This window comes from Vreelandella titanicae BH1 (assembly GCF_000336575.1).
Taxonomy (GTDB): Bacteria; Pseudomonadota; Gammaproteobacteria; order Pseudomonadales; family Halomonadaceae; genus Vreelandella; species Vreelandella titanicae.
In genome coordinates, this window is sequence record NZ_AOPO01000015.1 from 26320 (window position 1) to 51025 (window position 24706).

Sequence of the window (24706 nt, forward strand, 5' to 3'; positions counted from 1 at the left end):
TTTACAGGAGAGTTTTATGCACGCCCAACAGCAGCAACTGATCAATGGCGCCTGGGTCGCAGGCGACGCCGAGCCGTTGAGCAAGCACGATCCCGTTTCCGGACAGCCGTTATGGCAAGCAGCGACGGCCAGTACTAAGCAGGTCGCAGCCGCTGTAGAGGCCGCCCGCGGTGCCTTCCCCGGCTGGGCGCGTACCCCTTTTGCCGAGCGCCAGGCGCTAGTCGAACGGTTTGCCGAGGTGCTCAAAAACCGCGGGGAAGACTTAGCCGTGGCGATTGCCTCTGAAACCGGTAAACCGCTCTGGGAAGCGCGCACCGAAGCGGGTGCCATGGTGGGTAAGGTGGCGCTGTCGGTTAAGGCGTATAACGAGCGCACCGGGGAACGGGCAAAAGTGGTGGGCAGTGCAAATGCGGTGCTGCGCCATCGTCCTCATGGTGTGATGGCGGTGTTTGGCCCTTACAACTTCCCTGGCCACCTGCCCAACGGCCATATGGTGCCTGCGCTATTGGCGGGTAACTGTGTGGTCTTCAAGCCCAGCGACCAAACCCCGCTTACTGCGGATTTGACCCTACAGTGCTGGCTAGAGGCCGGGCTTCCGGCAGGCGTCATTAACCTGGTGCAGGGCGGTGTGCCGGTAGGCCAGGCACTGGCAGGTAACCCGGATATTGATGGCCTGCTGTTTACCGGTAGCGCCAAAGTGGGCGGTATGCTGCACCAGCAGTTTGCCGGACAACTGGATAAAATTCTGGCGCTGGAACTAGGCGGCAATAACCCCCTGGTAGTGAAGGATGTCGACGACGAGCGTGCCGCGGTATTGACCATTCTGCAGTCGGCGTACCTCTCCGGCGGCCAGCGCTGCACCTGCGCGCGGCGCTTAATGGTGCCGGAGGGTGCAGTAGGCGATCGATTGATCGATGCGCTTTCTGAGGCGATCGCCAAGTTACACGTGGCGGGCCAGTTCGAAGAAAATCCTGCGCCGTTCTATGGCGGTTTGGTCAGCGTAGCGGCGGCGGACGGCCTGCTCAAGGCCCAAGAGGAGCTGGAGGCCATGGGCGGTACGGTGATCAATCGTATGAAGCGCCAGAAAGAGAACACCAGCCTGTTAAGTCCCGCGCTAATTGATGTGACCGGTCTTGACGTGCCGGACGAGGAGCACTTCGGCCCGCTGCTGAAAATCCACCGCTATCGCGATTGGGATGAAGCGCTACAGCTTGCCAATAACACCCGCTACGGGCTCTCCGCCGGTTTAATTGGCGGCGATCGAGCCGATTGGGATGACTTCCTGCTGCGTATTCGTGCCGGAATCGTCAACTGGAACCGCCAAACCACCGGTGCATCCGGCGATGCACCTTTTGGTGGTGTGGGTGACAGCGGCAACCACCGTCCCAGCGCGTTTTACGCGGCGGATTACTGCGCCTACCCAGTCGCCTCCATGGAAGCTGACAGCCTGGAGATGCCCGAGACCCTGCCGCCGGGAGTGAGCCTGTGAGTGCCGCCGATCTCAGCAGCGTTAGGGAAGTCAATTTTGACGGCCTAGTCGGCCCAACCCATAACTACTCTGGGTTGGCCGTGGGCAATGTCGCGTCCATGAGTCACGGCGGCTTAGTCTCCAATCCCAAGGAGGGCGCGCTGCAGGGGCTGCTTAAGATGAAGTCGCTGATGGACGCGGGCTATGCCCAGGGCGTTCTGCCACCCCAACAGCGCCCCGATATTGGCGCACTGCGCGATTTAGGTTTTAGCGGTAGTAATGGTGAGGTGCTGGCTCGTGCTTCTAAAGAAGCGCCGCAACTGCTTCGGGCGGTGTGCTCGGCGTCCAGTATGTGGACGGCTAACGCGGGCACTATTACTCCCAGCATTGATGTACCGGATAGTCGGGTACATTTCACGCCAGCGAATCTACAATCCAGCTTTCACCGCTATTTAGAACCGCAAACCACCGGTCGCGTGCTGCAGGCAATTTTCCGCGACGAGCAGCACTTCGCCCACCATCCGGTGCTGCCTGCAACGCCTGCCTTTTCTGACGAAGGGGCGGCTAATCACACCCGTTTATGTTGTGAGTACGGCGAGCCGGGCGTTCACCTATTTGTCTATGGCCGTCAGGCGTTTGGTGACGTGCGTAGCGGTGAGCGAGAACCCAAGCACTATCCGGCCAGGCAAACCCTGGAAGCCAGTCAGGCGGTGGCCCGCCAACATGGGTTAACAGAGGCGCAAACGGTATTTGCCCAGCAGCACCCGGACGCCATCGACGCGGGCGTCTTCCATAATGACGTCATTGCTGTGGGCAACGGCCCCGTGCTGCTCTACCACGAAATGGCCTTTCTGGATGAAGAAGGCACGCTCGATGAGCTGCGCGCCAAAATGGCCAGCCCGCTGATTCCCGTGCGCGTGCCCTTGGAAGCGGTAAGCATGGAGGATGCGGTAGCCTCGTATCTATTTAATTCGCAGCTGCTCTCCAACCCGGATGGCACCATGACGCTGGTAGTGCCCGGCGAATGCCAGGAGCGCGAGGCGGTATGGCGCACCATTCAGGATTATCTACTGGCGGGCAATAATCCGATCAGTGAGGTGATCGTCAAAGACGTCAAGCAGAGCATGCGCAACGGTGGTGGCCCCGCTTGCCTGCGCCTGCGCGTGGTGCTAACGGAGGCCGAACGTGCAGCGCTCTCTGGCCGCGTGCTGCTCACCAATGCACTGTACACTGACCTGACCGCGTGGGTGGAACGCCACTACCGCGTTCGCCTCGCCCCGGACGATTTGGCCGATCCACAGCTGGCGGAAGAGTCGCTTGTTGCACTGGATGAACTGACGCAGTTACTGCAGATTGGTTCGGTCTACCCGTTTCAGTTGGGGTAGGGGATTGATTAAACAGAGTAAAGAGAGAATCAAAAGAGCCATCAGACTTGGTGGCTTACCTCTATTGGTTTTATAAGGCGGAGGCTGTGACAACTGATGAAGGCGTCCTTCGGTAGGTACACGTCCTCATTAAGTCTGCAATAAGCAGTAAAAAGCGTTAGCTAGCAACACAAGTGCCCGCCCGTAGTTTAAGAATATCTAGTGCATCCTCTAGACGGCCGATACCACTGATGCCTCCGCTTTCAGCGAAATTGCACGCGGCGTCCATTTTTGGCCCCATAGAACCAGCCGGCAGGTCCAGCTTGCGAGCTTCATCCAGCGTTAATTTATGGATAGGTGCAGCGGTGTCCTTACCGAAGTCACGGTAGATGGCGTCCACGTCAGTGAGAAGGAGCAAGGCATCTGCGCCCAGCTGGCTGGCCAGAAGTGCGCTGGCGGCGTCTTTATCGATCACGGCTTCGATGCCGATCATGCTGCCGTTCTCTCGGCGAAGAATGGGGATGCCACCGCCTCCGGCGCAGATCACCACAACGCCCTGTTCCAGCAGCAGCTGGAGCACCCTCATGTCGGGTATCTCCAAGGGCTTGGGCGAAGGCACTACCCGCCGCCACTTGTCACCATCCTGAGCGATGTGCCAACCGGCGGCTTCGGCTTTGGTCTCGGCTTCTTCCCTTTCGTAAACTGGCCCGACAAACTTGGTGGGATTGCTGAAGGCGGGGTCATTCTTGTCGACCAGAACCTGGGTAAGTAGGGTGGCCACAGGTCTGTTATGGTCCAGGGCGTTTTCCAGTTCCTGCTCGATGATGTAGCCGATCATACCTTCTGTTTCAGCGCCCAGTACATCCAGCGGATAAGCTTCGTCCGGCTTATAGGCAGCGCCCTGAAGCGCCAGTAAGCCTACCTGGGGGCCATTGCCGTGAGTGACTACCAGCTGGTGGCCGGCGCGGATGATTTCGGCCAATGATTCGGCGGCAATTTTCACGTTGGCGCGCTGGGCCTCGGCGGTCAGGGGCTCCCCTCGCCGCAACAGGGCATTGCCTCCCAGAGCTGCTACTACAAGCATGTCATGCTCCTCGAATCAGTTTCCAAGAGTGGCGACGAGCACCGCCTTAATGGTGTGCATTCGGTTCTCCGCCTGATCAAATACGATAGAGGCGGGACTTTCAAAGACATCGTCGGTGACTTCCATGGCATCGATGCCGAACTCGGCCTGTATTTCCTTGCCTATGGTGGTCTCGGTGTTATGGAAGGCCGGCAGACAATGCATGAACCTTACGCGGGGGTTGCCGGTTTTCTCCATCAGGGCAGCATTGACCTGGTAGGGCTGCAACAGTTTGATTCGCTCTGCCCACTTTTCCTTCGGCTCACCCATGGACACCCACACATCGGTGTAGACAAAATCCACGCCTGCCACCGCAGCATCGATGTCTTCCGTGATCATGATTCGTGCGCCGGTCTCACTGGCAATGGTCTGTGCTTCATTCTGAATAGCCTCGCTGGGCCAACAGGCCTTGGGCGCACACAAGCGCACATCCATTCCCATCATGGCGCCGCCGATCAGCAGGCTGTCGCCCATGTTATTCGCAGCGTCCCCGATAAATACAAAGGCAACATCCCGCAGCGGCTTTTCCACATTTTCCTGCATGGTCAGGAAGTCTGCGAGGATCTGTGTAGGGTGGAATTCATTGGTCAGCCCATTGTAAACCGGCACGCCGGCATATTGTGCCAGCTCCTCAACCACCGTCTGGCCGAACCCCCGGTATTCGATGGCATCGTAAACGCGGCCGAGCACACGGGCGGTATCCTTGACGGATTCCTTGTGGCCGATATGGGTGCCCGTCGGGCCCAGATAGGTTACTCGGGCGCACTGATCAAACGCTGCAACCTCAAAGCCTACCCGGGTTCGGGTGGAGTTCTTTTCAAAGATTAGCGCTATGTCCTTGCCCTGCAACTGCGGTACTTCGGTGCCAGCGTACTTGGCTGTTTTCAGGTCGGTGGAAAGCTTGAGCAAAAAACTGATCTCTCGGGGCGTAAAGTCCCTCAGGGTCAGGAAGTGCCGGTTCTTGAGATTGAAAGCCATGGTTCTGCTCCTTCCTTGTCAGACTGTATCTCGTATTGTCGGGCAGCTCATGCAACGCCCGCCGCCCCGGCCCCGGCCCAACTCCGCTCCGGGTATGGCCAGTACCTCTATGCCGGCTGCCTCCAGCGCAGCATTGGTATCGTCGTTGCGGTCATAACCGATGACGACCCCCGGACTCAGTGCTAGCACGTTATTGCCATCGTTCCATTGTTCTCGCTCCCGTTCGGCAGGGGTATCGCCACCCGTGGCGACCACTTCCAGGGACGGGTAACCAAGTACATCGGCAACAACATCAAACAGCGGGCGGCTGTCCTGGAAGAACGACAGGTGCTTGCTGCCTTCCCCCGGACGCAGGTCGTAGCAAACCATTTCATCTGCGACTTCCTTGAAAGTGGTCACTACATTGCCGCCACAGAAGGTAAACACGGTATCCAGGTGCATGGCAGAACGGGTCTTGGGAATCTGGCAGGCAATTATCCGTTCTGCAGTGCCGTTAGCAAAAAGCGTCTTGGCCAGCTGGCCAATGGCTTGCGGGGAGGATCGTTCCCCCATCCCCACCAGCACGACACCATTACCCACCGGCATGATGTCCCCTCCTTCCAGGGTCGCCAGCGCATGATCTTCAAGCGGGTCGCCCCAATGCACGTTCACCTTGCCGGCAAACTTCGGATGGAAACGGTAGATCGCGCTCATTAGCAGCGTCTCTGGTTTGCGCGCAGCCCAGTACATAGGGTTCAGGGTGACACCGTCATAAATCCAGGCGCTGTTATCCCGGGTGAACAGTAAGTTGGGCAGTGGCGGCAGCACAAAGCCGTGAGGCCCCAGATGGTTACCGAACAGCCCTGAAGGGTCGAAAGGCAGGTCTCCTACTTCCAAACCACCAATGAGAAATTTCGCCAGCGTATTACCCGGCAGTTCGTTCATCCATGCGCGAAGGTCGGATACCATGCCTACCCCGATATGATTCCAGGTAATACGGTGGTCTAGAACCCAGGTACGTGCTTCGGGAATATCAAGCGTTGTCGCCAGCAGGTCGTTAACGTCCAGAACCTCCACACCCCGTTCACGCATTACCTCGGCGAATACGTCATGGTCTTTCTGTGCCTGCTTGACCCAGAAGACATCGTCGAACAATAACGCATCGCAGTTGGAGGGAGTCAGTCTTCTATGGGCTAGCCCAGGGCGGCAGACGATAACTTGCCGTAAAGTCCCAGTTTCCGAGTGAACGCCCAAAGTGTGTTCTGACATGTCGCATACTCCTTTGCCCTGGTTATAGAAATGCACCAATGCTAATAACTGCACTGATAAAAACAGTCAAAATAAGAAGGAGAGGCCAGATAAATACTAGCCAACGGTCATAAGAGATACGGCCTATCGCTAGGCCACCGACCACTACGGCAAAGGTCGGGTTTATCAGATTAACCAGGCCGTTGGCTGATTGGTAAGCAGTTACCACCAAGTCACGTCCCACGTCAGCAAAGTCGCCCAAGGGCGCTAAAATAGGCATGGATAGTACGGCAAGTCCGGATGAGGAGGGTACGAAGAAACTCATTCCTACCTCGATCCAGAACATCAAATTGATAAAGGTTAGTTCAGGCAATCCACCTAATGTACTTTCGGCGCTATGCAAGATGGTATCGGCAATCATGCCTTGTTCCATGATCACCACGATGCCGCGTGCCAGACCAACGACCAGGGCTACGCCGAGCAGATCGCGGGCGCCGTCGACAAAACTACTGGTCAGCTTTTTCTCGCCCAGCCGAGCGATGATGCCGATCACAATGGCGGAACCAAAGAAAAGTGCGCCCATCCTAGCCATCCACCAGCCTTGGGACGAGACGCCCCAAATCATCGCAATGAAGGTCAGAGCAAAAATAACAAGGGTAATTTTCTGAGTGCCTGAAAGATCAAAATTTTCCAGCTCGTCGTGTCCCTGTAGAAAGAGTTTGCGGTGTGCATTCTGTTGTCTGGCCACAACGGAGCGAGCAGGATCCAACTTAATGCGTTTGGCGTAGCGCATCACGTAGACTGAACAAATCACCAGCCCGCCAATCAGCAGCACCAGCCGAAGTACAATTCCATCTGTAAAAGGAATATCCGCTGCGTTAGAGGCAATGACAGTAGCGAAGGGGTTGATGGTGGAGCCCAGCACACCAATACCAGCGCCGATCAGAATCACGGCGACTCCTGTGATCGCATCATAGCCAGCAGCGATGATGATGGGGATTAGAATGGCATAGAAGGCCAGAGTCTCTTCTGCCATGCCGTAGGTGGTGCCTCCAAGGGCAAACAGCGTCATCAGGATGGGGATCATCCAGATCTCTCGGCCTTCCAGCCGATGCATCACGTTACGTATCCCCGTGTCGATTGCGCCGGTAGCATTGATAACGCCTAAGAAGCCACCCAAAAACAGCACAAATAAGGCAACGTCGATGGCATTGGCGGCATAGCTGTCGGGATCATAGAAACCCGCCGTGGGGGCCAGCATGATGTCCACAAAACCTTGAGGGTTTGAATCAACCGTTACATAGGTGCCAGGTACTGCAATTTCGCGTCCGACCTCTTCGTTCATCGTACGTTCGTATTGCCCGGCAGGAATGATCCAGGTCAGCGCCGCTACAAGAATAATTAGCAGGAAGAGAATTGAGTAGGCTGTAGGGAACCGTGTCGCTAGATCCTCTTCAGGCTTTGATGGAGTGAGCTTTTCATCTGACATGCGTTGTCTCCGACCTATGGTTAAGGAGCAATCAACTATATTCAGTGTAGTCCCATTACAATGGCTTGAATTGATTTAGATCAATCACGCAAAAGTGCATGCAGATGCAGCTAATAAATGGCGAAAAATTTAATTGGTCGAGCCGTGCTTGCTGCTGTAACTGGTAATGCAGATTTTGAGCTTTGGTATGTTCTGAAGACGAGCTGGTAAGTTTTTCGTAGCTTTAACTATTATTATCTTTTACGTTTTTACTTCCTGGCTAGGCGATTCACGGGATTGAACGATACGACAATCGCGCTTTCACGCAGCGGGAAAGTGCTGTACGCGACTGACCGAGCGCTAAGGGGTCTTCGTCATCGATGCCCCCGCTTGCTGGACAGTCAGAATGGTAGGTTGGATCTCGGCCAAGACGGCATCAGGATGACCTCAGTGAGTTTCACTGAATTCATCGAAAAAGTGATTCCCGGCGTGCGCTGTGAGCCAGTGATGGAGCAGAAGCTGATCGGCTAATTCTCATTCTGCCCAATGCCTCTCCAGCGGCGCCTGCCAAGAGGTTGATCCAGCCGCAACGGAGCATCGGTTTCGAAGATATCATCGGCGAAAGTCACATCATGCTGGAAACTTGTGTGACCGCACGAAAGATGGCGCAGAGTGGTGCCCCCCATCCTGATCGAGGGCGAGACGCGGGTAGGCAAGGAGCTGTTCGCGCGTGCTATCCACAACGAATTGCCACGCTCGGGTTCGTTCGTCCCGATTAACTGTGGCGCGATGTCCCGTGAATTGATGGCCAGTGAGCTGTTCGGTTATGAAAAGGGGGCTTTTACCGGTGCGGATCGCTCGTCTGCCGGCAAGATCGAGGTGGCAGATTGTGGCACTCTATGCCTTGACGAAATCGGCGAATTGCCGCCCGGTATGCAGCCGTATCTGTTACGGGTACTGGACGACGGTATCGTCTACCGTATCGGCAGCCATCAGGAAAAGCGGGTAGCCATCGGTCTGGTATCGATGACCAACCGCAACCTGGCCAATGAAGTGGAAAAGGGCACCTTTCGTCAGGATCTGTTTTATCGCATTGCTACGCTGCGCTTGAGGGTTCCGCCTCTGCGCGAGCGGGGAGACGACGTGCTGTTGATCGCCGAGCAGCTGTGCAGAACGCTTGCCATGCAACGGGGAACAACCCCCGTTTCACTGTCGAGCGAGGCCCAGGACTGCTTGAGTCATTACCATTGGCCCGGAAACGTGCGCGAGCTGCGCAATGTTCTGGAAATGTCGATGCTAATGGCTTCGGGGAAATGCATTGAATGGCACGACTTACCCGAGGAGGTTCGTATGAACCAAGAGGCCCCTTCAGCGACGAATAGGCTAGAATATACGTCGACTTCTGATCTCAGGACAACGGAAGAGCTTCTCATCAAAGAAACAATAGCGCGCCAAGGAGGTAACTTGACCCAAGCGGCAAAGCAACTCGGCATTGCCCGATCCACGCTCTACAGCCGGTTGGCTAAAGAGGCGAAACGGTAGCGGTAGTAGCCCTGATTTGACGAAGCCACATTACCAGATTCGTTTGATAATAGACGCTCTTTATCTTCCCGGTGTGAACTCGTTCTAACCGCCAGCTTGCTTTGTTTTATGCGCCCAGAAGAGAGCAATGCAACAATATATGTTGACTTTTAGTGAATGAAGAAGGCATTGCAATGGTGCGTCATTGGCGGCAAACGCGATAAGTCCAAAGCATTAAACGCTACCGCTGCGATCTCTTGGATGTTCGACAATCACAATACCATCGAGATTATGCCGATATGCCCTTAATCGACATCCGCACTGCACTCGTAACCGATTTGACAGACATTCAGTCCTGCGCTCGTTTGGCCTATTCAAAGTACATCAGTCGCATTGGTCGTGAACCTGCGCCCATGCATGCAGACTACGCAAGCCTAGTCGGCTACGGCTACATAGATGTTGCTATCCTTGATTCACATTTTGTGGGCTATGTTGTGTTCTACCCCGAAGGCGATCATTTTCACCTCGAAAACGTTGCCATACTACCCGAGTATGGTGGCCTCGGCATTGGGAAGCGATTGATCGATCACGTGGAATGTTCAGCCGAGGAAAAGGGATACGAAGCCGTGGAACTTTATACGAATGAAGCCATGATAGAAAATCTCGCCATGTACCCCAAACTAGGATACGTCAGGGGCGAGTGTCGGCATGAAGCGGGGTTTAATCGAGTGTATTTCCGAAAGCAGCTAAAGTTAAATGGCTGACAAGAAGAGCTTTCCTAGTTGGGTCGATTCAGTTAAAACGTCACTCTTGAGTTCATCACCGTATTGGAGATTGGAGATTGGAGATTGGTGATTTGAGAAAAGTATTAATGAGCGCCTGTCTCTTGGGTAAACAGGTTCGCTATGATGGTGGCGCCCTTTCCGTGGATGATCAGATCGTTGAGCAGTGGCGTTCTGAAGGCCGAATCGTTTCTGTTTGCCCCGAAGTTGAGGCGGGGATGAGTATTCCCAGGCCGCCCGCGGAGATTTTCCAAGGCAGTGGTAAGGGTGTTTTAAACGGTGAGGTCGATGTTATCGAAAACGATGGAGGCAAGGTGACCAATGAATTTTTAGCAGGTGCCTCTATCGCTTTGAACCTGTGCCGTAAATTCGCTATCGATATCGCAGTGCTTGCTGAGTTCAGTCCTTCATGCGGAAGCACCGCTATTTATGACGGCAGTTTCTCTGGTAAAAAAGTACCGGGTATGGGAGTAACAGCCGCACTGCTTCGGGAACATGGTGTGCACGTGTTTAGTCAGTATGAAATAGCCCAAGCTAACACTGCACTTCTTGCTACAAGTTCGTGAAAGCAGCATTAGGATATCGAGATATGACGCCTATTATTCGGTCTACTAACGACAAGGCGTTCGCGGAAAAATTAATTCGCCAAAATATGTCTGCTTACTACGAACAGTTGGATATGCGCTGGAATACAGCCCTGTTTGATAAACAATGGGATGAGTTAAACAGTTACGAATTAGTTATTAACGCTAGCCCAGTAGGGTTGTTATGCATAAATCACGATGAAGCCGCTTACTATATTCGAGAGCTACAAATTGATCAGAAGTGGCAGCGCCAAGGCTTAGGTACAGCGGCAATCCGCCACACGAAGGAAATCGCCCAACAGTCGGGCATCCGCTTACTTCGGCTGCGTGTGTTTTGTATCAACCCAGCAATAGCGCTATACGAGCGTATGGGGTTTCGCGTGCATAAAACAGAGGGTGGGACTCACTATATGGAGCGGAGCATACTCTAACCCGTTAAATTAATGGGGCTTTACTGTTAAGTACTACAAGAGATTGCGCCGGTGCTGCTGCTGGAACCTACCGACGCTCGCTTTACTTTTTTAGGTTGGATGACGGGGTAGTTTGCCGATTTTTGTATTAATAACCTACCGTAAAGGCTTTCTGAATATGCTGGGGCGTCTCTGCTTCATCAAGCATCGCTACCGCGAAATCCTCCATTGAAATGCGAGATTCTCCGTTATTGTCCACGACGAGGGTATCGGTGCCAAGACGATATCGTCCCGTACGCTCTCCAGGCATGAGCATGGCGGCAGGGGAGAAGTAAGTCCACGCTGTGCTGGTTTCACCCAAGCAGAGTTCATACTGAGCTTGGCATGCCTTGGCAATTTCTAGCGCAGAGGCAGGAAGGAAATCGGGGGCTGTTAAGACCGTATCACCGGCGCGCCCGGGGATTAGCAATCGTGCGGCTCCGCCTACCAAGAGCACTCGCTGACCCGGAAGGGCACTCGCCATTAGAGAACGGGTTAGCGCCACCAGCGTCGCTTCTTTTCCATCGGGTGGGCGAACGGCGCTGATCAGCACGTCTTGTCCTTGAATAACATGAGCTAGCTGGTGTGAGTCCGCTATATCCGCGACACAGCGGCTGGCTTCAGCGGGCAGTTTGTTAAGCTGACTCTCTGTTCTCACCACGCCGGTTACGTTATGACCACGTGCTAATGCTTCATTCATAATGCGTTTGCCAACGTCGCCAGCGGCACCAAATATTGCAATTTTCATGATATATCTCTCTTGGGTTCATTAGTTAAGTTGTTTGGCTTTGCCAATGTTGAGCAGGGTAATTCCGGCTCCAATTAATAGGGTGCCAAGCAGTAAGCCTTCGGGAGCGGTTTCTCCTTGTAGCAATATGGCGACCGGAACGCCCACCACGGCGCCGACGGAACCCAATAGGCTCAGAAACACCGGGCCGCCGCTTTTCTGTAGCAGGAAGAGCAGTAAGAACTGGCCTGCGAAGACCATCGCCTGGAGTGCCATCAGCAAGAACGGCAGGGGACGTTCTGTCGGAACGTTCAGTGAGAAGCCAGGCAGAAACCCCACGCTGAGGAGAATGATGGCCGCTGCGATAAGCATCCCCGGCGCCAACGCATCGCTGGATACGCCTTCTGGCCAGCGTAAGGTTCGGTAGATGTTGCCGATAGCCAGCAGAACGGGACCAATTAAAGCGAGGAGAATCCAGAGGTAATTGGCATCCGGCGCCGAAAGCTTATGGAAGGCCAGGGTGACGGCCCCCGCGAGGGCTGATATAACCCCCGCCGCACGCAACACCTGAAACCGCTCCATTTTTAACGCTAATGCGCCGATGTAGGTGAGTAGCGGTGGCAGAGTGATGATTAATGCCACGAACCCCGCACCCACATGGGGGATAGCTGAGAAAAAAAGCAGGTTGGCACCCGCTACGCCCAGCAGACCTGAAATAGCGTAATACTCAACGGTGCGAACGTTAACCGGCGGCAGATTGCCGCGGAAGGCCGCGAGAACCAATAGAATAAGCGCCGCTCCTGAAATTGACCAAAACAGAAAAGCGAGTGCCGGTAGCTGAATGTCACCGGCAAGTTTTGCCAAATTAGTCGATAGACCCAGCAAGGCTCCGCCGGATAACAGATACACCAGTGGGGCAAGCCAAGCTCTTTTGCGTGAGTGTGTGCGGGTAGTGCTTAATGATGTCATTCGCGTAGTTCTCATTGGTACCGTTTCGAAGTGTCTTGATATCAAGATATGTGTGATTAATCTTGACGTCAAGATAATTAAGCGCAAAATACACTCATGGATCATGTAGACAACATTCTCAAACAGTGGCGGCAGGAGCGGCCTGACCTCGATGTAGCGCCGATGGCTACCATCGGGCGGGTCAAACGGCTGAATCACACCTTAATGCGCGCAATGGAGAAGACCTGGGCGAAATACGGTCTGACTGACGCGAGCTTTGACGTTCTGGCAACTCTTCGCCGTGAGGGGGCGCCCTACGCGCTATCACCGGGGGATTTGATGGCATCCACCATGGTGACTTCAGGCACCATGACTCACCGCATCAATCAACTGGAAAAGGCGGGTTTGATCAAGCGGGTCAAAAACCCCGACGATGGTCGTGGTTTTCTCATCTCTCTTTCCCAGCGTGGATTCGAGTTAATCGATGAAGCCGTTGCTGCTCATGTGGAAACCCAGGCGCAGCTGGTGAGCGGCCTAACTGAAGAGCAACGAGCGCAACTCGATGAGCTGCTTAAGCAGTTCTTGGCGGGATTGGAGCAGGAGTGATGTGTGTCGTAGCGGCAACTTAGCCACTATTGAAAAGAGTCACGCCTAGACTTTGTTCCATCTCGCTTAAACACTTGAATACGTTGGCATGGCTGATACACAGCGCTCGGCTGGCGCCGGATAGCGCCCCCACCTCTGCAATCGCTAGATCGTCCCACCTTATTTGCTGTTCATTCATGCAAACTGAGTTGTCATTTTCCGCGAATGTTTGAGCGTATTTGAACAGGTTAGTCTGTCGTTGAACCAATCAATAGGGGAAGCGCAGAATGAATGTGTTGATCGTCTTGGCTCATCCTGAACGCAAGTCGTTTAATGGCGGCTTAGTGGATGGGGCGGTAGAACAACTGGTGGGCGAGGGGCATACAGTGGAAGTGGATGATCTCTATGCTGAGCAGTTTGATCCGGTGGAGCGCCCTGAGCAATATCCGCATAGCGCCGTGGCGTCGGACTACTTCTATCCCCTCAATGAGCAGCGGGCTCACTACGAGAAAAACACATTACCGCAGGATGTCCAGCGGGAGTTGGCGCGGTTGGAGTGGGCTGACTTGGTGATCTTCCAGTTTCCCTTATGGTGGCACGCCCAGCCTGCCATTTTGAAAGGCTGGTTTGATCGGGTGTTGGTGTATGGCGGGCGCTATACAAGCCGCATGCGTTACGACAGAGGCTACTATCGCGGTAGGAAGGCGATGCTATCAGTCACCACGGGCTCACCGGAGAAAGCATTTCAGCCTTTTGGCCGAGCTGGCAATATGGTGCACTGGCTGTGGCCCATACACGCATCGTTGTATTATGTTGGCTTTGACGTGCTGGCGCCTCAGGTGGGTTACGGCATTCAAGGTGGCGGTATTCGTTACCAAGAGGAAGCTGACATCATTGGTCACCTAGAGGCCTGCAAAGCGGCCTTGGTAGCTCGTCTGAGAAACTTGGACAGCGAACTGCCCATCCCCTTTACCGGATGGGATGACTGGGACGAAGATGGCGTTTTACGCCAAACAAACCCGCTGAGATGGCGGCTAGGCTGAGCTCGTGTAGACTCTTACTGTCTATAAAACAGATCAGCAAAAGGCCCAATCAGCGCCATGACCACCTCGAACCACCGTTTTTCCGATGCTGAGCGCCGTGGGCTCTACCGCGCCATACACGAGCGGCGCGATGTGCGCTCGCAATTTCTGCCCGACAGAATACCTCCTGATGTACTGGCCCGCCTTTTGGAGGCCGCGCATCATGCGCCTTCAGTGGGATTTATGCAGCCCTGGGATTTCATCGTGATTGAAAGTCGCAGCGTCAGAGAAGCAGTGCTGGCGATGTTCGAGCAGGAGAATCAGAAGGCCGCCGAACGCTTTGAAGGCGAGCGTCAAGCGCATTATCGCAGCCTTAAGCTGCAAGGTATTATGGAGAGCCCGCTTAATCTCTGTATTACCTGTGACCGAAGCCGGGGCGGCCCTCACGTGCTGGGGCGCAATAGTATGGTGGATACCGATCTTTTCAGCACTTGTCTCGCTGTACAGAATCTCTGGTTGGCTGCGCGGGTAGAAGGTATTGGCGTTGGTTGGGTGAGCATTCTCGACCAAGAGCAGCTGAGCAAGGCGCTGAATCTGCCTGACCACGTTTACCCCTTGGCGTATCTCTGCCTTGGCTATGTTAGCGAGTTTTTAGACCAACCAGAGCTTGAAGCCAAAGGCTGGCGCTCTCGCTTGCCATTAAGTGAACTAGTACATGGCGATCAGTGGGGGCAGCCGCTTGCCAGTGGTTTGTGAGGAAGTTTTTATAAGGGGGGCCAGCTCGCTGTGCCCAAGTCATCTACTCTTTGCTTGCGGCGCTGGTTCTTGTCTTCGTACATGCGCTGGTCTGCCAGAGCAAATACCTGTATGGCAGGCACTTCGCTGGAGCTGGCGAATCCCAAGCTCAAATGAAGCGTCAGTTCTTCACGTTCACCGCTAGCGGTGTCGATAATGCAACGCTGTTCAGGCAAATTGTCTCTGATCAAGTTGGCCATACGCTTGGCTGCCGTCAAGTCGGCAGAAGGAAATAGAATGACGAATTCATCGCCACCGCAGCGTGCAAGTATGTCGCTGTCCCTGCAGTGAAGTTGCAGGTACTTGGCAACGCTGGAAATCAGTTGATCGCCTGCAACATGACCATAATGGTCGTTCACTTCCTTAAGCTTGTCGACGTCCATCATCAATACAGCAAAATCCAGGCTCGGCGTCTGCGCCTTGCCTTGAATGCTCATTTGCAGCGCGGCTTCCAAGAAACCTCGGTTATAAAGGCCGGTGAGTCCGTCACGCTCAGCCGTTTTCTTCAATTCCAAATGTAGCAATTTATTTTCGGTAGCGGCCGCTAGTTGGTCGGCAAAGAGGGAAAGTATTTGCTCCAAGCCGTCTTCTCGGCTGGGAGCTTTCATGATCAGCCAGCCTTCGTACAAGCTTAGACGGCCTTCCATGGACATGACATATAGGTTCTCGCCTTCGTCTGTTTGTGGCCGTGTGTCCGGCTGTACTCTTTGCCTACGAACGCTGGCCAATAGATGCTTTAGACGCTGTTCATCCTTTGGGCTTAGTCCCGCAACAGCCGCGTAGCGTGTCACTTCACAACGTTGTCGTTCTTGTACAAAAACAGCAAAACCGTAGTCGGGGAAATGGGAGTGTAGGTGGTTTAATGAGTCATCTAGCAGGGTATGGATATTGGTCGCACGATTTGCCACCGTCCCGAGATCAAGCAGCGCGTGAAAGACTCGGTTCTGAAACTGAATCTCGCCAATGCTGCGGCCGATCTGACGATTCTGACTGTACGTTATGCGGCCTATGGTTAGAAAATAGATGACTGCCCCCGTCCATTGGTAGATGTCTAAATTGTTGCTCACATAGGGGCGAAACTTGAATCCCGTTAAGGCGCTTCCAATCAAGGCTGCGGTTGTGAAAAGTACGGCTGAAATAAGCATCTTCCGTACTCCGCCGACCACTAAATTGTTCATCAAACAGGCAAGCCCAATGGTGATGGTGGCTAAAACGTAAAAATCCAGCACGCTGCACCAAAAACCAAATAGCAGGCTGTCATAGAGGAGATTTCTGAACTCGGCACGCTTGGAGTTCTGGGCGCTTACAGCAAGCGCATAGGCAACACCGGGCCATAGCAGCAGCAAAATCCCGGGCAGAATAAGTGTCCAGCCGCTACCTTCTACCACGGCAATCCATACGGTGAGTCCGAAGGTATGGCAAAAGGCAAAAATTCGCGGGGCAATTGTCGCCAATGCAAGACGGTGTGTGCGCCTTGATGAATGTTGCATTTGTGAGTCTGTATTCAAAGTTATTTGATTAACAGACTAGCACTTAAGAGGCTAAGAAGCCTTATCCTTAAAATCAGGCGAATAGCGCCTTCGTTATCTCCCAGGTTTTAGACTGTTTCAGGGCGTATCTGTTGAATATGGTGAAGCGCTCTCACAACTTGCTAGTAAATGGTTGGCGTGTTCGCGAAGCGCCTCTTTGAGGCCGTCTGGTTTGAGGATGGTAAATTGAAATGGGAGCTGTGCCAGCCAATAGGCAAACCACTCGAAACTATCCGTGCGTGTATGGAGCAGTAGTCCACCTTCAACCTGTTCGAACTGACCTGTACAGAAAAATTGGTTCTCAAAGCCAGTGGACGCGGCATGATCAATGTGTAGCACCAGTGATACTTCATGAGTGGGGCCCCAGGACATGAGGCTTTCGCTCAAAAAATCGGCTGCATCAAAGCGGGTGGGGCGTATGAAGGTACCTGAGAGTAGGTGCACGCCGCTGATGCGATCTAACCGAAATGAGCGCATGGCTCCCCGCAGATGGCAAAAACCGACGGCATACCACCTACCTTGTTGGAAAACTAGCCCGTAAGGGTCGATCTGACGCTTAACTGGATCATGCTGCGGGGAGTGGTAGGTAAGCCCCACGGTTCGCATGGTCTCTGTGGCTTTAGTCAGCGTCTCAAGGGCGCGGTCATCACGGCTGGGTTCGCGCCGGGGTAAGATCACCTGAGTGGTCTCACTGATACCGCGAACACGGCTTTTTAAATTAGCTGGCATCACTCGCTCGAGCTTCGCTTGTACGCTGGCAATGGCGGGCGCTGCGTTTGTTAGTCCCAGCTGGCTAGCGGCCAATAAGCCTAACGAAACGGCGAATGTCTCTTCTTCGGTAAACATCATGGGTGGCAGCTTGAAGCCAGCCACCAATCGGTAGCCACCGTAGCGCCCTTGCTCGGTCACTATCGGCACGCCTATATCTTCCAGCGCCGTAATGTATCGCCGTATAGTGCGCCGATCCACGCCCAGGCGCTCGGCCAATTCAGCGCCGCCCATTTGGCCATTAGCTTGCAGCAACTCAAGCACCGCAAGTACGCGTGTTGTGGGGCCTGCCATTACTGCCTCCCTACTGAAGCCATCGTTAAAGTCTTGCAGAAAAATGCATTGTTGCTTTTATTTAGGGCGGATTCTCACCTATTAACAAACTAATCTGATCTGGCAGTACCTTGTGTCACCGGAAAATTGACTGAAAAAGGAGCCTAATATGTCAGAGCTAACGTTTTACACCCACCCTATGTCCCGCGGGCGCGTTGTGCGCTGGATGTTGGAAGAAGTAGGCATAGACTACTCGGTAAAGGCGATGGAGTTCGATTCAGAGATGAAATCTGAGGACTACTTGGCCATAAACCCCATGGGCAAGGTGCCTGCCATCAAACATGGCAACACTGTTGTGACGGAAGTGGCGGCTATCTGCGCGTACCTGGCGGATCAGGTTCCGGATAAAAAGCTTTCACCACCCCCGCAATCTCCCGAACGTGGAGTTTATTATCGCTGGCTTTTTTTTATGGCGGGTCCGTTTGAAATGGCTACTAGTGCAAAGGCCTACAATTGGAAAATCGACAGCAGCAACGTACAGGCCGTTGGTTGTGGCCAAGTGGAAGACAGTATCAATACGCTTGAAAAAGTACTCAGTGAAAACGCTTATATTTGCGGCGATCAGTTTACTGCCGCAGATATATTGGTTAGCAGTTATCTTTGGTGGGAAACAATGCAGGAGAATATCCCACCAAAAGAGGTGTTTAAGCATTACATAGAGCGTATGGAAAGCAGGCCAGCAGCCAAGCGGGCCAATGAGTTGGACGATGAACTGGCTAAGAAAATGAAGCCTTTGTACGTCTGATGGCTTAATTGCATTACCGCTTTTGTATTAAGTTGGCAATTGCTTTCAAGGTAGATGAACCCTATCTGGTTGCAGTTTTTGCTACAGATAATAGCAGTAAAGCCTCTGGCCAACGGCGTGTGCGGAAGGTATCGGCGCTGGCCAGCCTACCCATATATCGCTACTGTATTCGCCTATGCTAAATAATAAGATAGGGCGCCATTCATGCAAAGCGATATCACCCTCCAGCGGCTCAGCGCTGACGATCCAAATGTTGTGTTAGTTTCGGGGTGGACATTTGAAGCCTGGGGTCATTTACACCCAGGTCTCACCCAAGAACAGGCTATTCAACATTTAAAGGCCGAATGTGGTCAGGGTGGTGTGCCCTCCATCTTTGTGGCTATACAAGGCGAAACCCCTGTGGGAACCGCCAGCCTAATTGCCGATGATATGAGCATTCGTCGTGAATTTACCCCCTGGCTTGCCTCAGTATTTGTCGTACCCGAATGGCGGGGGCAGGGTATTGCCTCTGCGTTGGTACGCCGGATAGAAGTAGAAGCCGCTGAGAGCGGCATCGAGCGCTTCTATCTCTATACTCCCGACCAGCAGGCGCTCTATCGTCGGCTGGGTTGGCAAGATGAAGAAAGCCTTGAGTATCGGGGCGAAAACGTAACAGTGATGTCACGGCAGCTGGGGCTTTAAGGGGCGCTTATGATCAGTGGCCGCGCATTACGCTATTTCGATACTGTGGCCCGGTGTCGTTCGCTGCGCCAAGCTGCCGCCCAACTGCATATTGCCCCCACAGCGATTAGCCGCCAGATCGATTTACTGGAACACCAGCTTGGCGCACCACTCATCGAGCGTGGCCCCAACGGCATTAGCCTGACGGCGGCGGGGGAGTTGTTGGCTGCCCAGGCGCAGCGTACCCTCCGTGACCTAGAGCGGGTGCAGGAACATATTGCCGATTTGAAGGGCTTGCGAACTGGGCGGGTCAGTTTGCAGGTGGCGGAAGGCGTTGTCGCTGGCTTGCTAGCGCCTACGTTAGCCAAGATGGGGCAGCGCTATCCCCATTTGAGTTTTGATATCGGGATCGTCAGCGCTAGCCAAATGGTGGAGGCGCTGCGCCGAGGCGATGCCGATATTGGCCTGTCCTTCTTTATGCCCCGGCATGATGACATTGTGCCCTTTGCTAGTGCCGAGTTGCATCACCATGCAGTGATGGCTCCAGGCCATCCGTTGACCGCAGCTTCTGAGGTGAGTCTTCACACCTTGGCAGAGCACCGGTTGATCTTACCTGATGAATCCTATGGTGCTCGCCAAGCGCTGGAGCGTGCAGCACACCGGGCAGGCGTTACCCTAATACCTACCTTTAAGACCGCCTCGCTGGAAACTCAAAAAGCACTTGCCCTTAACGGCGCAGGCGTTCTGGTATTGCCACCGATGGCGGTAGCTCGGGAGTGCCAATTAGGTCAACTCATTAGCATCCCCTTGGCTCCTTCAGAGCTTGAGGCCGCGCGAATTGATCTCTGCGTTTATCGCCATCGCCAGCGCAGCTTTGCCACTGAAGCTTGCCTTTCGCTGCTGGCAAGTGCCCTACAGACACTGCCAGTCTAATCATCCGGAAAGATTTTAAAAGCGAAGAGTGCACACAAAAAGTGGACACGCTGAGGTCAAGATTGAAATAGCAGAAGACACGGTGTGGGTTCATGCTGAGCTTGTTAATAACGTCAGCCTGATAACAACAGCAAAAGGTAATGTGATGCCTGCACTACACCAACTCACCGCCACTCAATTAATTGATGGCTACCGAGCTTATAGGTTCTCGCCAACTGAAGTAGCCAGCGCCCTGGTTGAGCATATCGACGCCTGGGAGCCGCACATCAATGCGCTGTATGCCTATCAACCTGATGCGTTCATTAAAGCAGCCGAAGCCTCCACCCAGCGCTGGGCTAGGGGGCAACCTAGCGGCGCGCTGGATGGCGTGCCAATCACCCTTAAAGAGTTGATTGCCACCAAAGGGATGCCAGTGCCGGGGGGAACCGGGCTTGGCGAGCAGCCCGTTGCCACTGAAGACGCTCCCCCCGCTGCTCGTTTAGGGGAAGATAACGCTCTGCTGCTGGCGAAAACTACCTGCCCCGACTTTGGCATGCTCTCATCCGGGCTCTCGTCGTTTCATGGTTTGACCCGCAATCCATGGGATTTAGCTTGTAATACCGGCGGTTCAAGCGCGGGCGCGGGCGCTGCCGCCGCTGCTGGGCTTGGGCCACTGCATGTGGGCACCGATATTGGTGGCTCGATACGCCTTCCTGCGGCGTGGTGTGGTGTCGTCGGCTTTAAGCCCACTTTGGGCCGGGTACCGATAGACCCTTATTATGTAGGCCGCTGTGCCGGGCCAATGACCCGAAGCGTAGCGGATGCCGCGCTGATGATGACGGCGCTTGCCCGCACAGATCGACGCGATGCGATGCGTCTGCCGCCGGAAACGATTGACTGGATGGATCTGGAGCTCGACGTTAAAGGTTTGCGAGTGGGTGTGATGATGAAGGCGGGCTGCGGGTTACCTTTGGATGATGAGATTCGCCACCACGTGGAACAGGCCGCAAAGCAGTTGGAAGCCGCTGGGGCAACGCTGGTGCCGATGGCGCCAGTGCTGTCCCGAGAAATGTTAGATGGCCTGGATCACTTCTGGCAGGCCCGTCAGTGGGGCGAGCTGTTAAAGCTCTCGGCTAACGAGCGTGAGCAAGTGTTGCCTGCCATTTTAGCCTGGGCCGACGGTGGTGCACACTTAAGTGGCGTAGAAGCAGTGCATGGTTTTCAGCAAACCATGGCGATGCGACGCGCCACCGAAGCCGTATTTGATGAGGTCGATGCGGTGATTTCACCCACCACACCCAATATCGCCTTCCCAGCCGAGTGGCCATCGCCTACCAATGATCCGCGCCAGCCCTTTGAGCACATTGCTTACACCGTGCCGTGGAATATGGGCGAGCAGCCTGCGATCTCGCTTAATGCTGGGTTTAGCCGTTCCGCTAGTTCCGTCAATATGCCGATAGGCGTGCAGTTGGTTGGCCCGCGCTTTGGAGATCACTTTGTGCTGAAACTGGCGCGGCAGCTAGAAATGCGTTTGGCGTTGCCCATGCGCTGGCCGATGCTGCCAGTGATTAACGCTGCAGTTAAATAAGAGGAACACTCATGGAACGTTTATTGGTACTGCCTACCTCCCGGGCGGGCTGGGGTCTGTTCATTGCGTTTGTGGTGCTGGTGCTGGCGGGAACGTGGCCGGTGATTGGTTGGGTAAACAGAGCCACCTTAGTGATGGGGTTGCCTCTGTTAGTGGTGTGGAGCTACCTAGTGATTTTTGCCTGTGTAGTGGTGATGCTGATCGGCAATCGCATTGTGGAGCGAGACGACCATGAATAGCCCTTGGCCACTGTTGATAACCTTGACCTATGTCGCCATTGCCATGGTGATTGGCCTACGCGCCAGAGCAGGGCGTTCCATGAATAGCTTGGAGGAGTGGGGCGTAGCGGGCCGCAGCATGGGGCCGGTGACGCTCTACCTGCTGATTGCCGCCGGTAGTGTGAGTGCTTACACCTTTATGGGAGCGCCCGGGTGGGCTTATTCCAAAGGGGTGGCGGTGTTTTATGTGGCGATTTACCTTTCGTATCTAGCGCTGGTTGCTTGGTATTTCGGCCCTAAAGTGTGGCAGTTCGGCGAGCAGTTTGGTCACGTGACCCAGGCAAGTGCCATATCCGACCGCTACCAGAGCCCCGCGCTAGGCGCACTGGCGGCGCTTGTTATGGCGATCGGCTCTATTGCTTATGCGGTGCTGCAGACCATAGGTTCGGCTTATATTCTGTTTGTGATGAGCGGCGGTTTGATTCCGATTTGGTTGGGGGTCGTGCTGGTACTGGCCTGCATTGCCGTTTACCTCTATGCCAGTGGTCAGCGGGCGATTGGTCGCACCAATGCCTTTCAAGGCGTGTTGATGCTGATTGTGGCTTGGGCCGTTGGCCTCTGGGCCGTTCATAGCGCCACCGGCGGGTTGAGCTTTGCGGGCGTGTTCGAGCGTATCCAAGCCGAGCATAGCGAGTTTCTCACTCTGCCCGGCGCAGGCGGCGATATGAGCTTTAGTTTCTGGACAACCTCGATCATCGTTTCCATGTTCTCGTTTATGCCGCCGGTGTGGACGCAGTGGATGAGCGCCTCCTCGGCACGAACTATTCGCCGCAGCGCGACGTGGCTACCCACGTATTACGTGGTTATTCTGCCTATGGTCGTTGTCGGCTTTATTGGCATTTTTTCGCTACCTGAACTGGCCCGGGCCGATACCGTGGTACTTGAGTACGCCATGCAGCACTTGCCGGTAGTATTGGTTGGATTACTTGGCGCGGGTACTTTGGCAGCCTCAATGTCTTCCAGCGAGCCGTTTATTCATTCGGTATCGTTGTCACTCAGCAAGGATGTACTACAGCCGGTGCTAAAACTCTCGGATGGCGTTACTGGAAAACTTGCGCGGCTGCTGATTCTGCCCATTATGTTTTTAGTGGTCGCGCCGCTCGCCATTGCCGAGCCCGGCAGTTTGGTAATGATTCTGTTAGTGGGGCTCGGGTTTGCCTCCCAGGTGCTGCCTGCCTTTATCGGCATGTTCTTCTGGCCGCGGGCTTCTCGCTTAGGTGTAATGGCGGGTATCGTAGCGGGCTTTCTGATTACCGTGGCGTTTACTACTCTTTGGCCACACCCAATGGGTATTCACGCGGGCTTCTGGGGGCTGATGCTTAACCTGCCGGTATTTGTCGCCGTCTCTTTGATTACGCCTGCTACCCACGCTGAGGTGGTGGAGCGCTTCTTTCGTATTGCCGCTCCACGAGGTTTTACCCAACGGGGACGTCGGGCTGCGGTGTGAGTGCTGACTTAATCTATTCATGGTTATCGACTACCTTTGTACTAAAGTGTTTTTTGCATCAACAAAGGTAATTCGATGAGTCATGCATTGACTGGACATAACCGCCCTCAGCAGGTGATTGAGGCTACCCACCAGGCGAATAACGCCTTACCAACGGCCACCCGCCAAGCTAAGTACGCCAAAATGGCTGCGTCGCCCTACCGCTTTTATCGCGGCAGTAATCATTTGTACTGGAATGATGTATGGCACGATTGGCGGTTCGCCCTGTTTGGCGGCTGGCCGGAGACCCAAACCTGGTTGCAGGGCGACGCCCACGTCTATAACTTTGGCGCTTATGGTCACCACGATGACCAAGTGCGCTACGGCATGGATGACTTCGATGATGCGCTGATTGGCGACTACCAATACGATCTGTGGCGGCTGGCTATCAGCGTCGTATTAGATGCTCGTGAAAATGCTGAGCTGGATCCAAAAACGATTGATAAAGCGCTTAAAAAGTTAATAGAGGGCTATTACCAAACGCTGGTCGATCACGTTGATAGTCAGCCCGTGCACGCCGTGACCCTTGATAGTGCAAAGGGCCTGCTTAAGCCCTTTATGAGTAAAGTCGCCGATAAGCAGAGCCGTGCGCGGATGCTCGAAAAGTGGACGACCCTAGATGAGCAGAAAGGCCGCCAGTTCGCCGAACGGCCTGGCAAGCTCGCTAACCTGCCTGCGGATGTGGCCAGCCAACTACGCCGCTTAATTGAGCAGGAGTATCAGCAAACGCTACAACACGCTATTAAAGAGAGTGATCCCCACCATTTTCGCGTCAAAGATACGGCACGGCGTTTGGATGCAGGCACCGGTTCGTTGGGTGTCGAACGCTATTACGTCTTGATTGAAGGCGGTGTCGAGCACGAGCACGATGACATCATCCTGGATGTTAAAGAGCAGGTACCTCCAGAAGCATTTCGATTAATGGATAAAAAACAGCAGCAGGCGTGGCGTAAGCTGTTTCCTAACGAAGCCATCCGTCATGCAGCTGCCTTCCACGCCATTGCTGAGCACCCAGATGCCTATCTCGGCTGGCTAACCATGAACGGAAAGGTGTTTTCGGTGCGTGAGCGCTCGCCGTTCAAGAAAGACTTTCCGACCCATAAGCTTTCTGGCGGTAAGTCATATCGAAAACTGGCAAAGCAGTGGGGAGAAATTCTCGCCCGTGAACACCTGCGCGGTGCCCAGGCGCTTAACCAGGGTGACTCAACACGCTTTGCCAAGGCCGTTTGCCAACGATTAAAAGGGCGTGAAGACCTGTTTATTGAGGTGGTTACAACACTGGCGGTGGCTTACGCCGACTGCACAGAGCAGGATTACGCTGTGTTTATTGATCACTTCCTGGCGTCGGGGGCTGCTTAATTAACCA

At 54.3% G+C, this 24706-nt stretch carries 25 protein-coding genes; 16 read left to right on the forward strand and 9 right to left on the reverse strand.

Annotation, left to right across the window (positions count from 1 at the left end):
• The first annotated feature begins 16 nt into the window (after nt 1-16).
• Together astD and astB are read left to right on the forward strand one after the other, a co-directional pair.
• The gene (gene astD / locus HALTITAN_RS20120) at nt 17-1489 is read left to right on the forward strand and encodes a succinylglutamate-semialdehyde dehydrogenase (protein WP_039860250.1); all 1473 of its coding nucleotides are present in this window, start codon (nt 17-19) and stop codon (nt 1487-1489) included.
• The gene (gene astB / locus HALTITAN_RS20125; RefSeq protein ID WP_009288185.1) at nt 1486-2853 is read left to right on the forward strand and encodes an N-succinylarginine dihydrolase; all 1368 of its coding nucleotides are present in this window, start codon (nt 1486-1488) and stop codon (nt 2851-2853) included. The genes astD and astB overlap by 4 nt, the downstream gene beginning before the upstream one ends.
• 157 nt (nt 2854-3010) lie before the next feature.
• Here astB and arcC read toward each other — a convergent pair whose 3' ends face one another.
• Genes arcC through HALTITAN_RS20145 form a run of 4 tightly spaced genes read right to left on the reverse strand, consistent with a single transcriptional unit; the run spans nt 3011 to nt 7649 of the window.
• Nucleotides 3011-3916, reverse strand: a complete 906-nt coding sequence (gene arcC / locus HALTITAN_RS20130; RefSeq protein ID WP_009288186.1) for a carbamate kinase — start codon at nt 3914-3916, stop codon at nt 3011-3013.
• Nucleotides 3917-3931: 15 nt separating this feature from the next.
• Nucleotides 3932-4933, reverse strand: coding sequence for an ornithine carbamoyltransferase (argF, locus tag HALTITAN_RS20135; RefSeq protein WP_009288187.1), 1002 nt, complete (start codon nt 4931-4933; stop codon nt 3932-3934).
• A gap of 18 nt (nt 4934-4951) precedes the next feature.
• A complete protein-coding gene (locus HALTITAN_RS20140; protein WP_027960012.1) occupies nt 4952-6181 on the reverse strand; it encodes an arginine deiminase in 1230 nt (409 codons plus the stop codon).
• 22 nt (nt 6182-6203) lie between these two features.
• A complete protein-coding gene (locus HALTITAN_RS20145) occupies nt 6204-7649 on the reverse strand; it encodes a YfcC family protein (RefSeq protein ID WP_009288189.1) in 1446 nt (481 codons plus the stop codon).
• A 654-nt stretch (nt 7650-8303) separates the two neighbouring features.
• Here HALTITAN_RS20145 and HALTITAN_RS20150 point away from each other — a divergent pair.
• The 4 genes from HALTITAN_RS20150 (at nt 8304) to HALTITAN_RS20165 (ending at nt 10946) form a co-directional block, all read left to right on the forward strand.
• Nucleotides 8304-9170, forward strand: coding sequence for a sigma 54-interacting transcriptional regulator (locus HALTITAN_RS20150; protein ID WP_197029734.1), 867 nt, complete (start codon nt 8304-8306; stop codon nt 9168-9170).
• A 278-nt stretch (nt 9171-9448) separates the two neighbouring features.
• A complete protein-coding gene (locus HALTITAN_RS20155) occupies nt 9449-9913 on the forward strand; it encodes a GNAT family N-acetyltransferase (RefSeq protein ID WP_027960013.1) in 465 nt (154 codons plus the stop codon).
• Between the two features lie 77 nt (nt 9914-9990).
• The gene (locus HALTITAN_RS20160) at nt 9991-10497 is read left to right on the forward strand and encodes a 2-thiouracil desulfurase family protein (RefSeq protein WP_009288192.1); all 507 of its coding nucleotides are present in this window, start codon (nt 9991-9993) and stop codon (nt 10495-10497) included.
• Nucleotides 10498-10520: 23 nt separating this feature from the next.
• A complete protein-coding gene (locus HALTITAN_RS20165) occupies nt 10521-10946 on the forward strand; it encodes a GNAT family N-acetyltransferase (protein ID WP_039860254.1) in 426 nt (141 codons plus the stop codon).
• Between the two features lie 127 nt (nt 10947-11073).
• Here HALTITAN_RS20165 and HALTITAN_RS20170 read toward each other — a convergent pair whose 3' ends face one another.
• Together HALTITAN_RS20170 and HALTITAN_RS20175 are read right to left on the reverse strand one after the other, a co-directional pair.
• Nucleotides 11074-11712, reverse strand: a complete 639-nt coding sequence (locus tag HALTITAN_RS20170) for an NAD(P)-dependent oxidoreductase (RefSeq protein WP_027960016.1) — start codon at nt 11710-11712, stop codon at nt 11074-11076.
• Between the two features lie 21 nt (nt 11713-11733).
• Complete coding sequence (locus tag HALTITAN_RS20175; RefSeq protein WP_027960017.1) at nt 11734-12660, reverse strand: DMT family transporter; 927 nt, start codon at nt 12658-12660, stop codon at nt 11734-11736.
• Nucleotides 12661-12756: 96 nt separating this feature from the next.
• On the opposite strand from HALTITAN_RS20175, the gene HALTITAN_RS20180 reads away from it, so the two are divergent.
• A complete protein-coding gene (locus HALTITAN_RS20180) occupies nt 12757-13245 on the forward strand; it encodes a MarR family winged helix-turn-helix transcriptional regulator (RefSeq protein ID WP_027960018.1) in 489 nt (162 codons plus the stop codon).
• A 19-nt stretch (nt 13246-13264) separates the two neighbouring features.
• On the opposite strand, the gene HALTITAN_RS26240 is transcribed toward HALTITAN_RS20180, so the two are convergent.
• A complete protein-coding gene (locus tag HALTITAN_RS26240) occupies nt 13265-13423 on the reverse strand; it encodes a helix-turn-helix domain-containing protein (protein WP_083868858.1) in 159 nt (52 codons plus the stop codon).
• An 88-nt stretch (nt 13424-13511) separates the two neighbouring features.
• Here HALTITAN_RS26240 and HALTITAN_RS20185 point away from each other — a divergent pair, with 88 nt between their 5' ends.
• Together HALTITAN_RS20185 and bluB are read left to right on the forward strand one after the other, a co-directional pair.
• Complete coding sequence (locus tag HALTITAN_RS20185) at nt 13512-14267, forward strand: NAD(P)H-dependent oxidoreductase (RefSeq protein ID WP_039860256.1); 756 nt, start codon at nt 13512-13514, stop codon at nt 14265-14267.
• A gap of 57 nt (nt 14268-14324) precedes the next feature.
• Nucleotides 14325-15002, forward strand: coding sequence for a 5,6-dimethylbenzimidazole synthase (gene bluB, locus HALTITAN_RS20190; RefSeq protein ID WP_009288193.1), 678 nt, complete (start codon nt 14325-14327; stop codon nt 15000-15002).
• 8 nt (nt 15003-15010) lie between these two features.
• Here bluB and HALTITAN_RS20195 read toward each other — a convergent pair whose 3' ends face one another.
• Entirely contained in the window at nt 15011-16531 is a 1521-nt protein-coding gene (locus HALTITAN_RS20195) for a sensor domain-containing diguanylate cyclase (protein WP_035538237.1), read from the reverse strand.
• A 117-nt stretch (nt 16532-16648) separates the two neighbouring features.
• A complete protein-coding gene (locus HALTITAN_RS20200; RefSeq protein WP_009288195.1) occupies nt 16649-17632 on the reverse strand; it encodes a helix-turn-helix transcriptional regulator in 984 nt (327 codons plus the stop codon).
• Nucleotides 17633-17780: 148 nt separating this feature from the next.
• Between HALTITAN_RS20200 and HALTITAN_RS20205 the strand changes: the two genes are divergently transcribed.
• The 7 genes from HALTITAN_RS20205 (at nt 17781) to HALTITAN_RS20235 (ending at nt 24699) form a co-directional block, all read left to right on the forward strand.
• Nucleotides 17781-18416, forward strand: coding sequence for a glutathione S-transferase family protein (locus tag HALTITAN_RS20205; RefSeq protein WP_039860258.1), 636 nt, complete (start codon nt 17781-17783; stop codon nt 18414-18416).
• Nucleotides 18417-18620: 204 nt separating this feature from the next.
• Nucleotides 18621-19097 carry a GNAT family N-acetyltransferase gene (locus tag HALTITAN_RS20210; protein WP_009288196.1) on the forward strand — a complete coding sequence of 159 codons (477 nt, stop codon included), beginning with the start codon at nt 18621-18623 and terminating at the stop codon, nt 19095-19097.
• A gap of 9 nt (nt 19098-19106) precedes the next feature.
• A complete protein-coding gene (locus HALTITAN_RS20215) occupies nt 19107-20009 on the forward strand; it encodes a LysR family transcriptional regulator (protein WP_009288197.1) in 903 nt (300 codons plus the stop codon).
• A 145-nt stretch (nt 20010-20154) separates the two neighbouring features.
• Complete coding sequence (locus HALTITAN_RS20220) at nt 20155-21576, forward strand: amidase (RefSeq protein WP_039860260.1); 1422 nt, start codon at nt 20155-20157, stop codon at nt 21574-21576.
• Nucleotides 21577-21587: 11 nt separating this feature from the next.
• Entirely contained in the window at nt 21588-21815 is a 228-nt protein-coding gene (locus HALTITAN_RS20225; protein ID WP_039860262.1) for a hypothetical protein, read from the forward strand.
• Nucleotides 21808-23301, forward strand: coding sequence for a sodium:solute symporter family protein (locus tag HALTITAN_RS20230; protein WP_039860264.1), 1494 nt, complete (start codon nt 21808-21810; stop codon nt 23299-23301). The genes HALTITAN_RS20225 and HALTITAN_RS20230 overlap by 8 nt, the downstream gene beginning before the upstream one ends.
• 75 nt (nt 23302-23376) lie before the next feature.
• Complete coding sequence (locus HALTITAN_RS20235) at nt 23377-24699, forward strand: DUF2252 domain-containing protein (protein WP_009288200.1); 1323 nt, start codon at nt 23377-23379, stop codon at nt 24697-24699.
• Nucleotides 24700-24706 lie beyond the last annotated feature (7 nt).

What these genes read in the sequence shown, in the direction of transcription:
- HALTITAN_RS20225 (WP_039860262.1), top strand. Translation starts at nt 21,588, where the DNA reads ATGGAACGTTTATTGGTACTGCCTACCTCCCGGGCGGGCTGGGGTCTG.
- HALTITAN_RS20185 (WP_039860256.1), top strand. Translation starts at nt 13,512, where the DNA reads ATGAATGTGTTGATCGTCTTGGCTCATCCTGAACGCAAGTCGTTTAAT.
- HALTITAN_RS20170 (WP_027960016.1), bottom strand. Translation starts at nt 11,712, where the DNA reads ATGAAAATTGCAATATTTGGTGCCGCTGGCGACGTTGGCAAACGCATT.
- HALTITAN_RS20220 (WP_039860260.1), top strand. Translation starts at nt 20,155, where the DNA reads ATGCCTGCACTACACCAACTCACCGCCACTCAATTAATTGATGGCTAC.
- argF (WP_009288187.1), bottom strand. Translation starts at nt 4,933, where the DNA reads ATGGCTTTCAATCTCAAGAACCGGCACTTCCTGACCCTGAGGGACTTT.
- HALTITAN_RS20165 (WP_039860254.1), top strand. Translation starts at nt 10,521, where the DNA reads ATGACGCCTATTATTCGGTCTACTAACGACAAGGCGTTCGCGGAAAAA.
- arcC (WP_009288186.1), bottom strand. Translation starts at nt 3,916, where the DNA reads ATGCTTGTAGTAGCAGCTCTGGGAGGCAATGCCCTGTTGCGGCGAGGG.
- astD (WP_039860250.1), top strand. Translation starts at nt 17, where the DNA reads ATGCACGCCCAACAGCAGCAACTGATCAATGGCGCCTGGGTCGCAGGC.
- HALTITAN_RS20175 (WP_027960017.1), bottom strand. Translation starts at nt 12,660, where the DNA reads ATGACATCATTAAGCACTACCCGCACACACTCACGCAAAAGAGCTTGG.
- HALTITAN_RS20235 (WP_009288200.1), top strand. Translation starts at nt 23,377, where the DNA reads ATGAGTCATGCATTGACTGGACATAACCGCCCTCAGCAGGTGATTGAG.
- HALTITAN_RS20205 (WP_039860258.1), top strand. Translation starts at nt 17,781, where the DNA reads ATGTCAGAGCTAACGTTTTACACCCACCCTATGTCCCGCGGGCGCGTT.
- HALTITAN_RS20145 (WP_009288189.1), bottom strand. Translation starts at nt 7,649, where the DNA reads ATGTCAGATGAAAAGCTCACTCCATCAAAGCCTGAAGAGGATCTAGCG.
- HALTITAN_RS20180 (WP_027960018.1), top strand. Translation starts at nt 12,757, where the DNA reads ATGGATCATGTAGACAACATTCTCAAACAGTGGCGGCAGGAGCGGCCT.
- bluB (WP_009288193.1), top strand. Translation starts at nt 14,325, where the DNA reads ATGACCACCTCGAACCACCGTTTTTCCGATGCTGAGCGCCGTGGGCTC.
- HALTITAN_RS20195 (WP_035538237.1), bottom strand. Translation starts at nt 16,531, where the DNA reads ATGCAACATTCATCAAGGCGCACACACCGTCTTGCATTGGCGACAATT.
- HALTITAN_RS20230 (WP_039860264.1), top strand. Translation starts at nt 21,808, where the DNA reads ATGAATAGCCCTTGGCCACTGTTGATAACCTTGACCTATGTCGCCATT.
- HALTITAN_RS20210 (WP_009288196.1), top strand. Translation starts at nt 18,621, where the DNA reads ATGCAAAGCGATATCACCCTCCAGCGGCTCAGCGCTGACGATCCAAAT.
- HALTITAN_RS20200 (WP_009288195.1), bottom strand. Translation starts at nt 17,632, where the DNA reads ATGGCAGGCCCCACAACACGCGTACTTGCGGTGCTTGAGTTGCTGCAA.
- HALTITAN_RS20215 (WP_009288197.1), top strand. Translation starts at nt 19,107, where the DNA reads ATGATCAGTGGCCGCGCATTACGCTATTTCGATACTGTGGCCCGGTGT.
- HALTITAN_RS20155 (WP_027960013.1), top strand. Translation starts at nt 9,449, where the DNA reads ATGCCCTTAATCGACATCCGCACTGCACTCGTAACCGATTTGACAGAC.
- HALTITAN_RS26240 (WP_083868858.1), bottom strand. Translation starts at nt 13,423, where the DNA reads ATGAATGAACAGCAAATAAGGTGGGACGATCTAGCGATTGCAGAGGTG.
- HALTITAN_RS20140 (WP_027960012.1), bottom strand. Translation starts at nt 6,181, where the DNA reads ATGTCAGAACACACTTTGGGCGTTCACTCGGAAACTGGGACTTTACGG.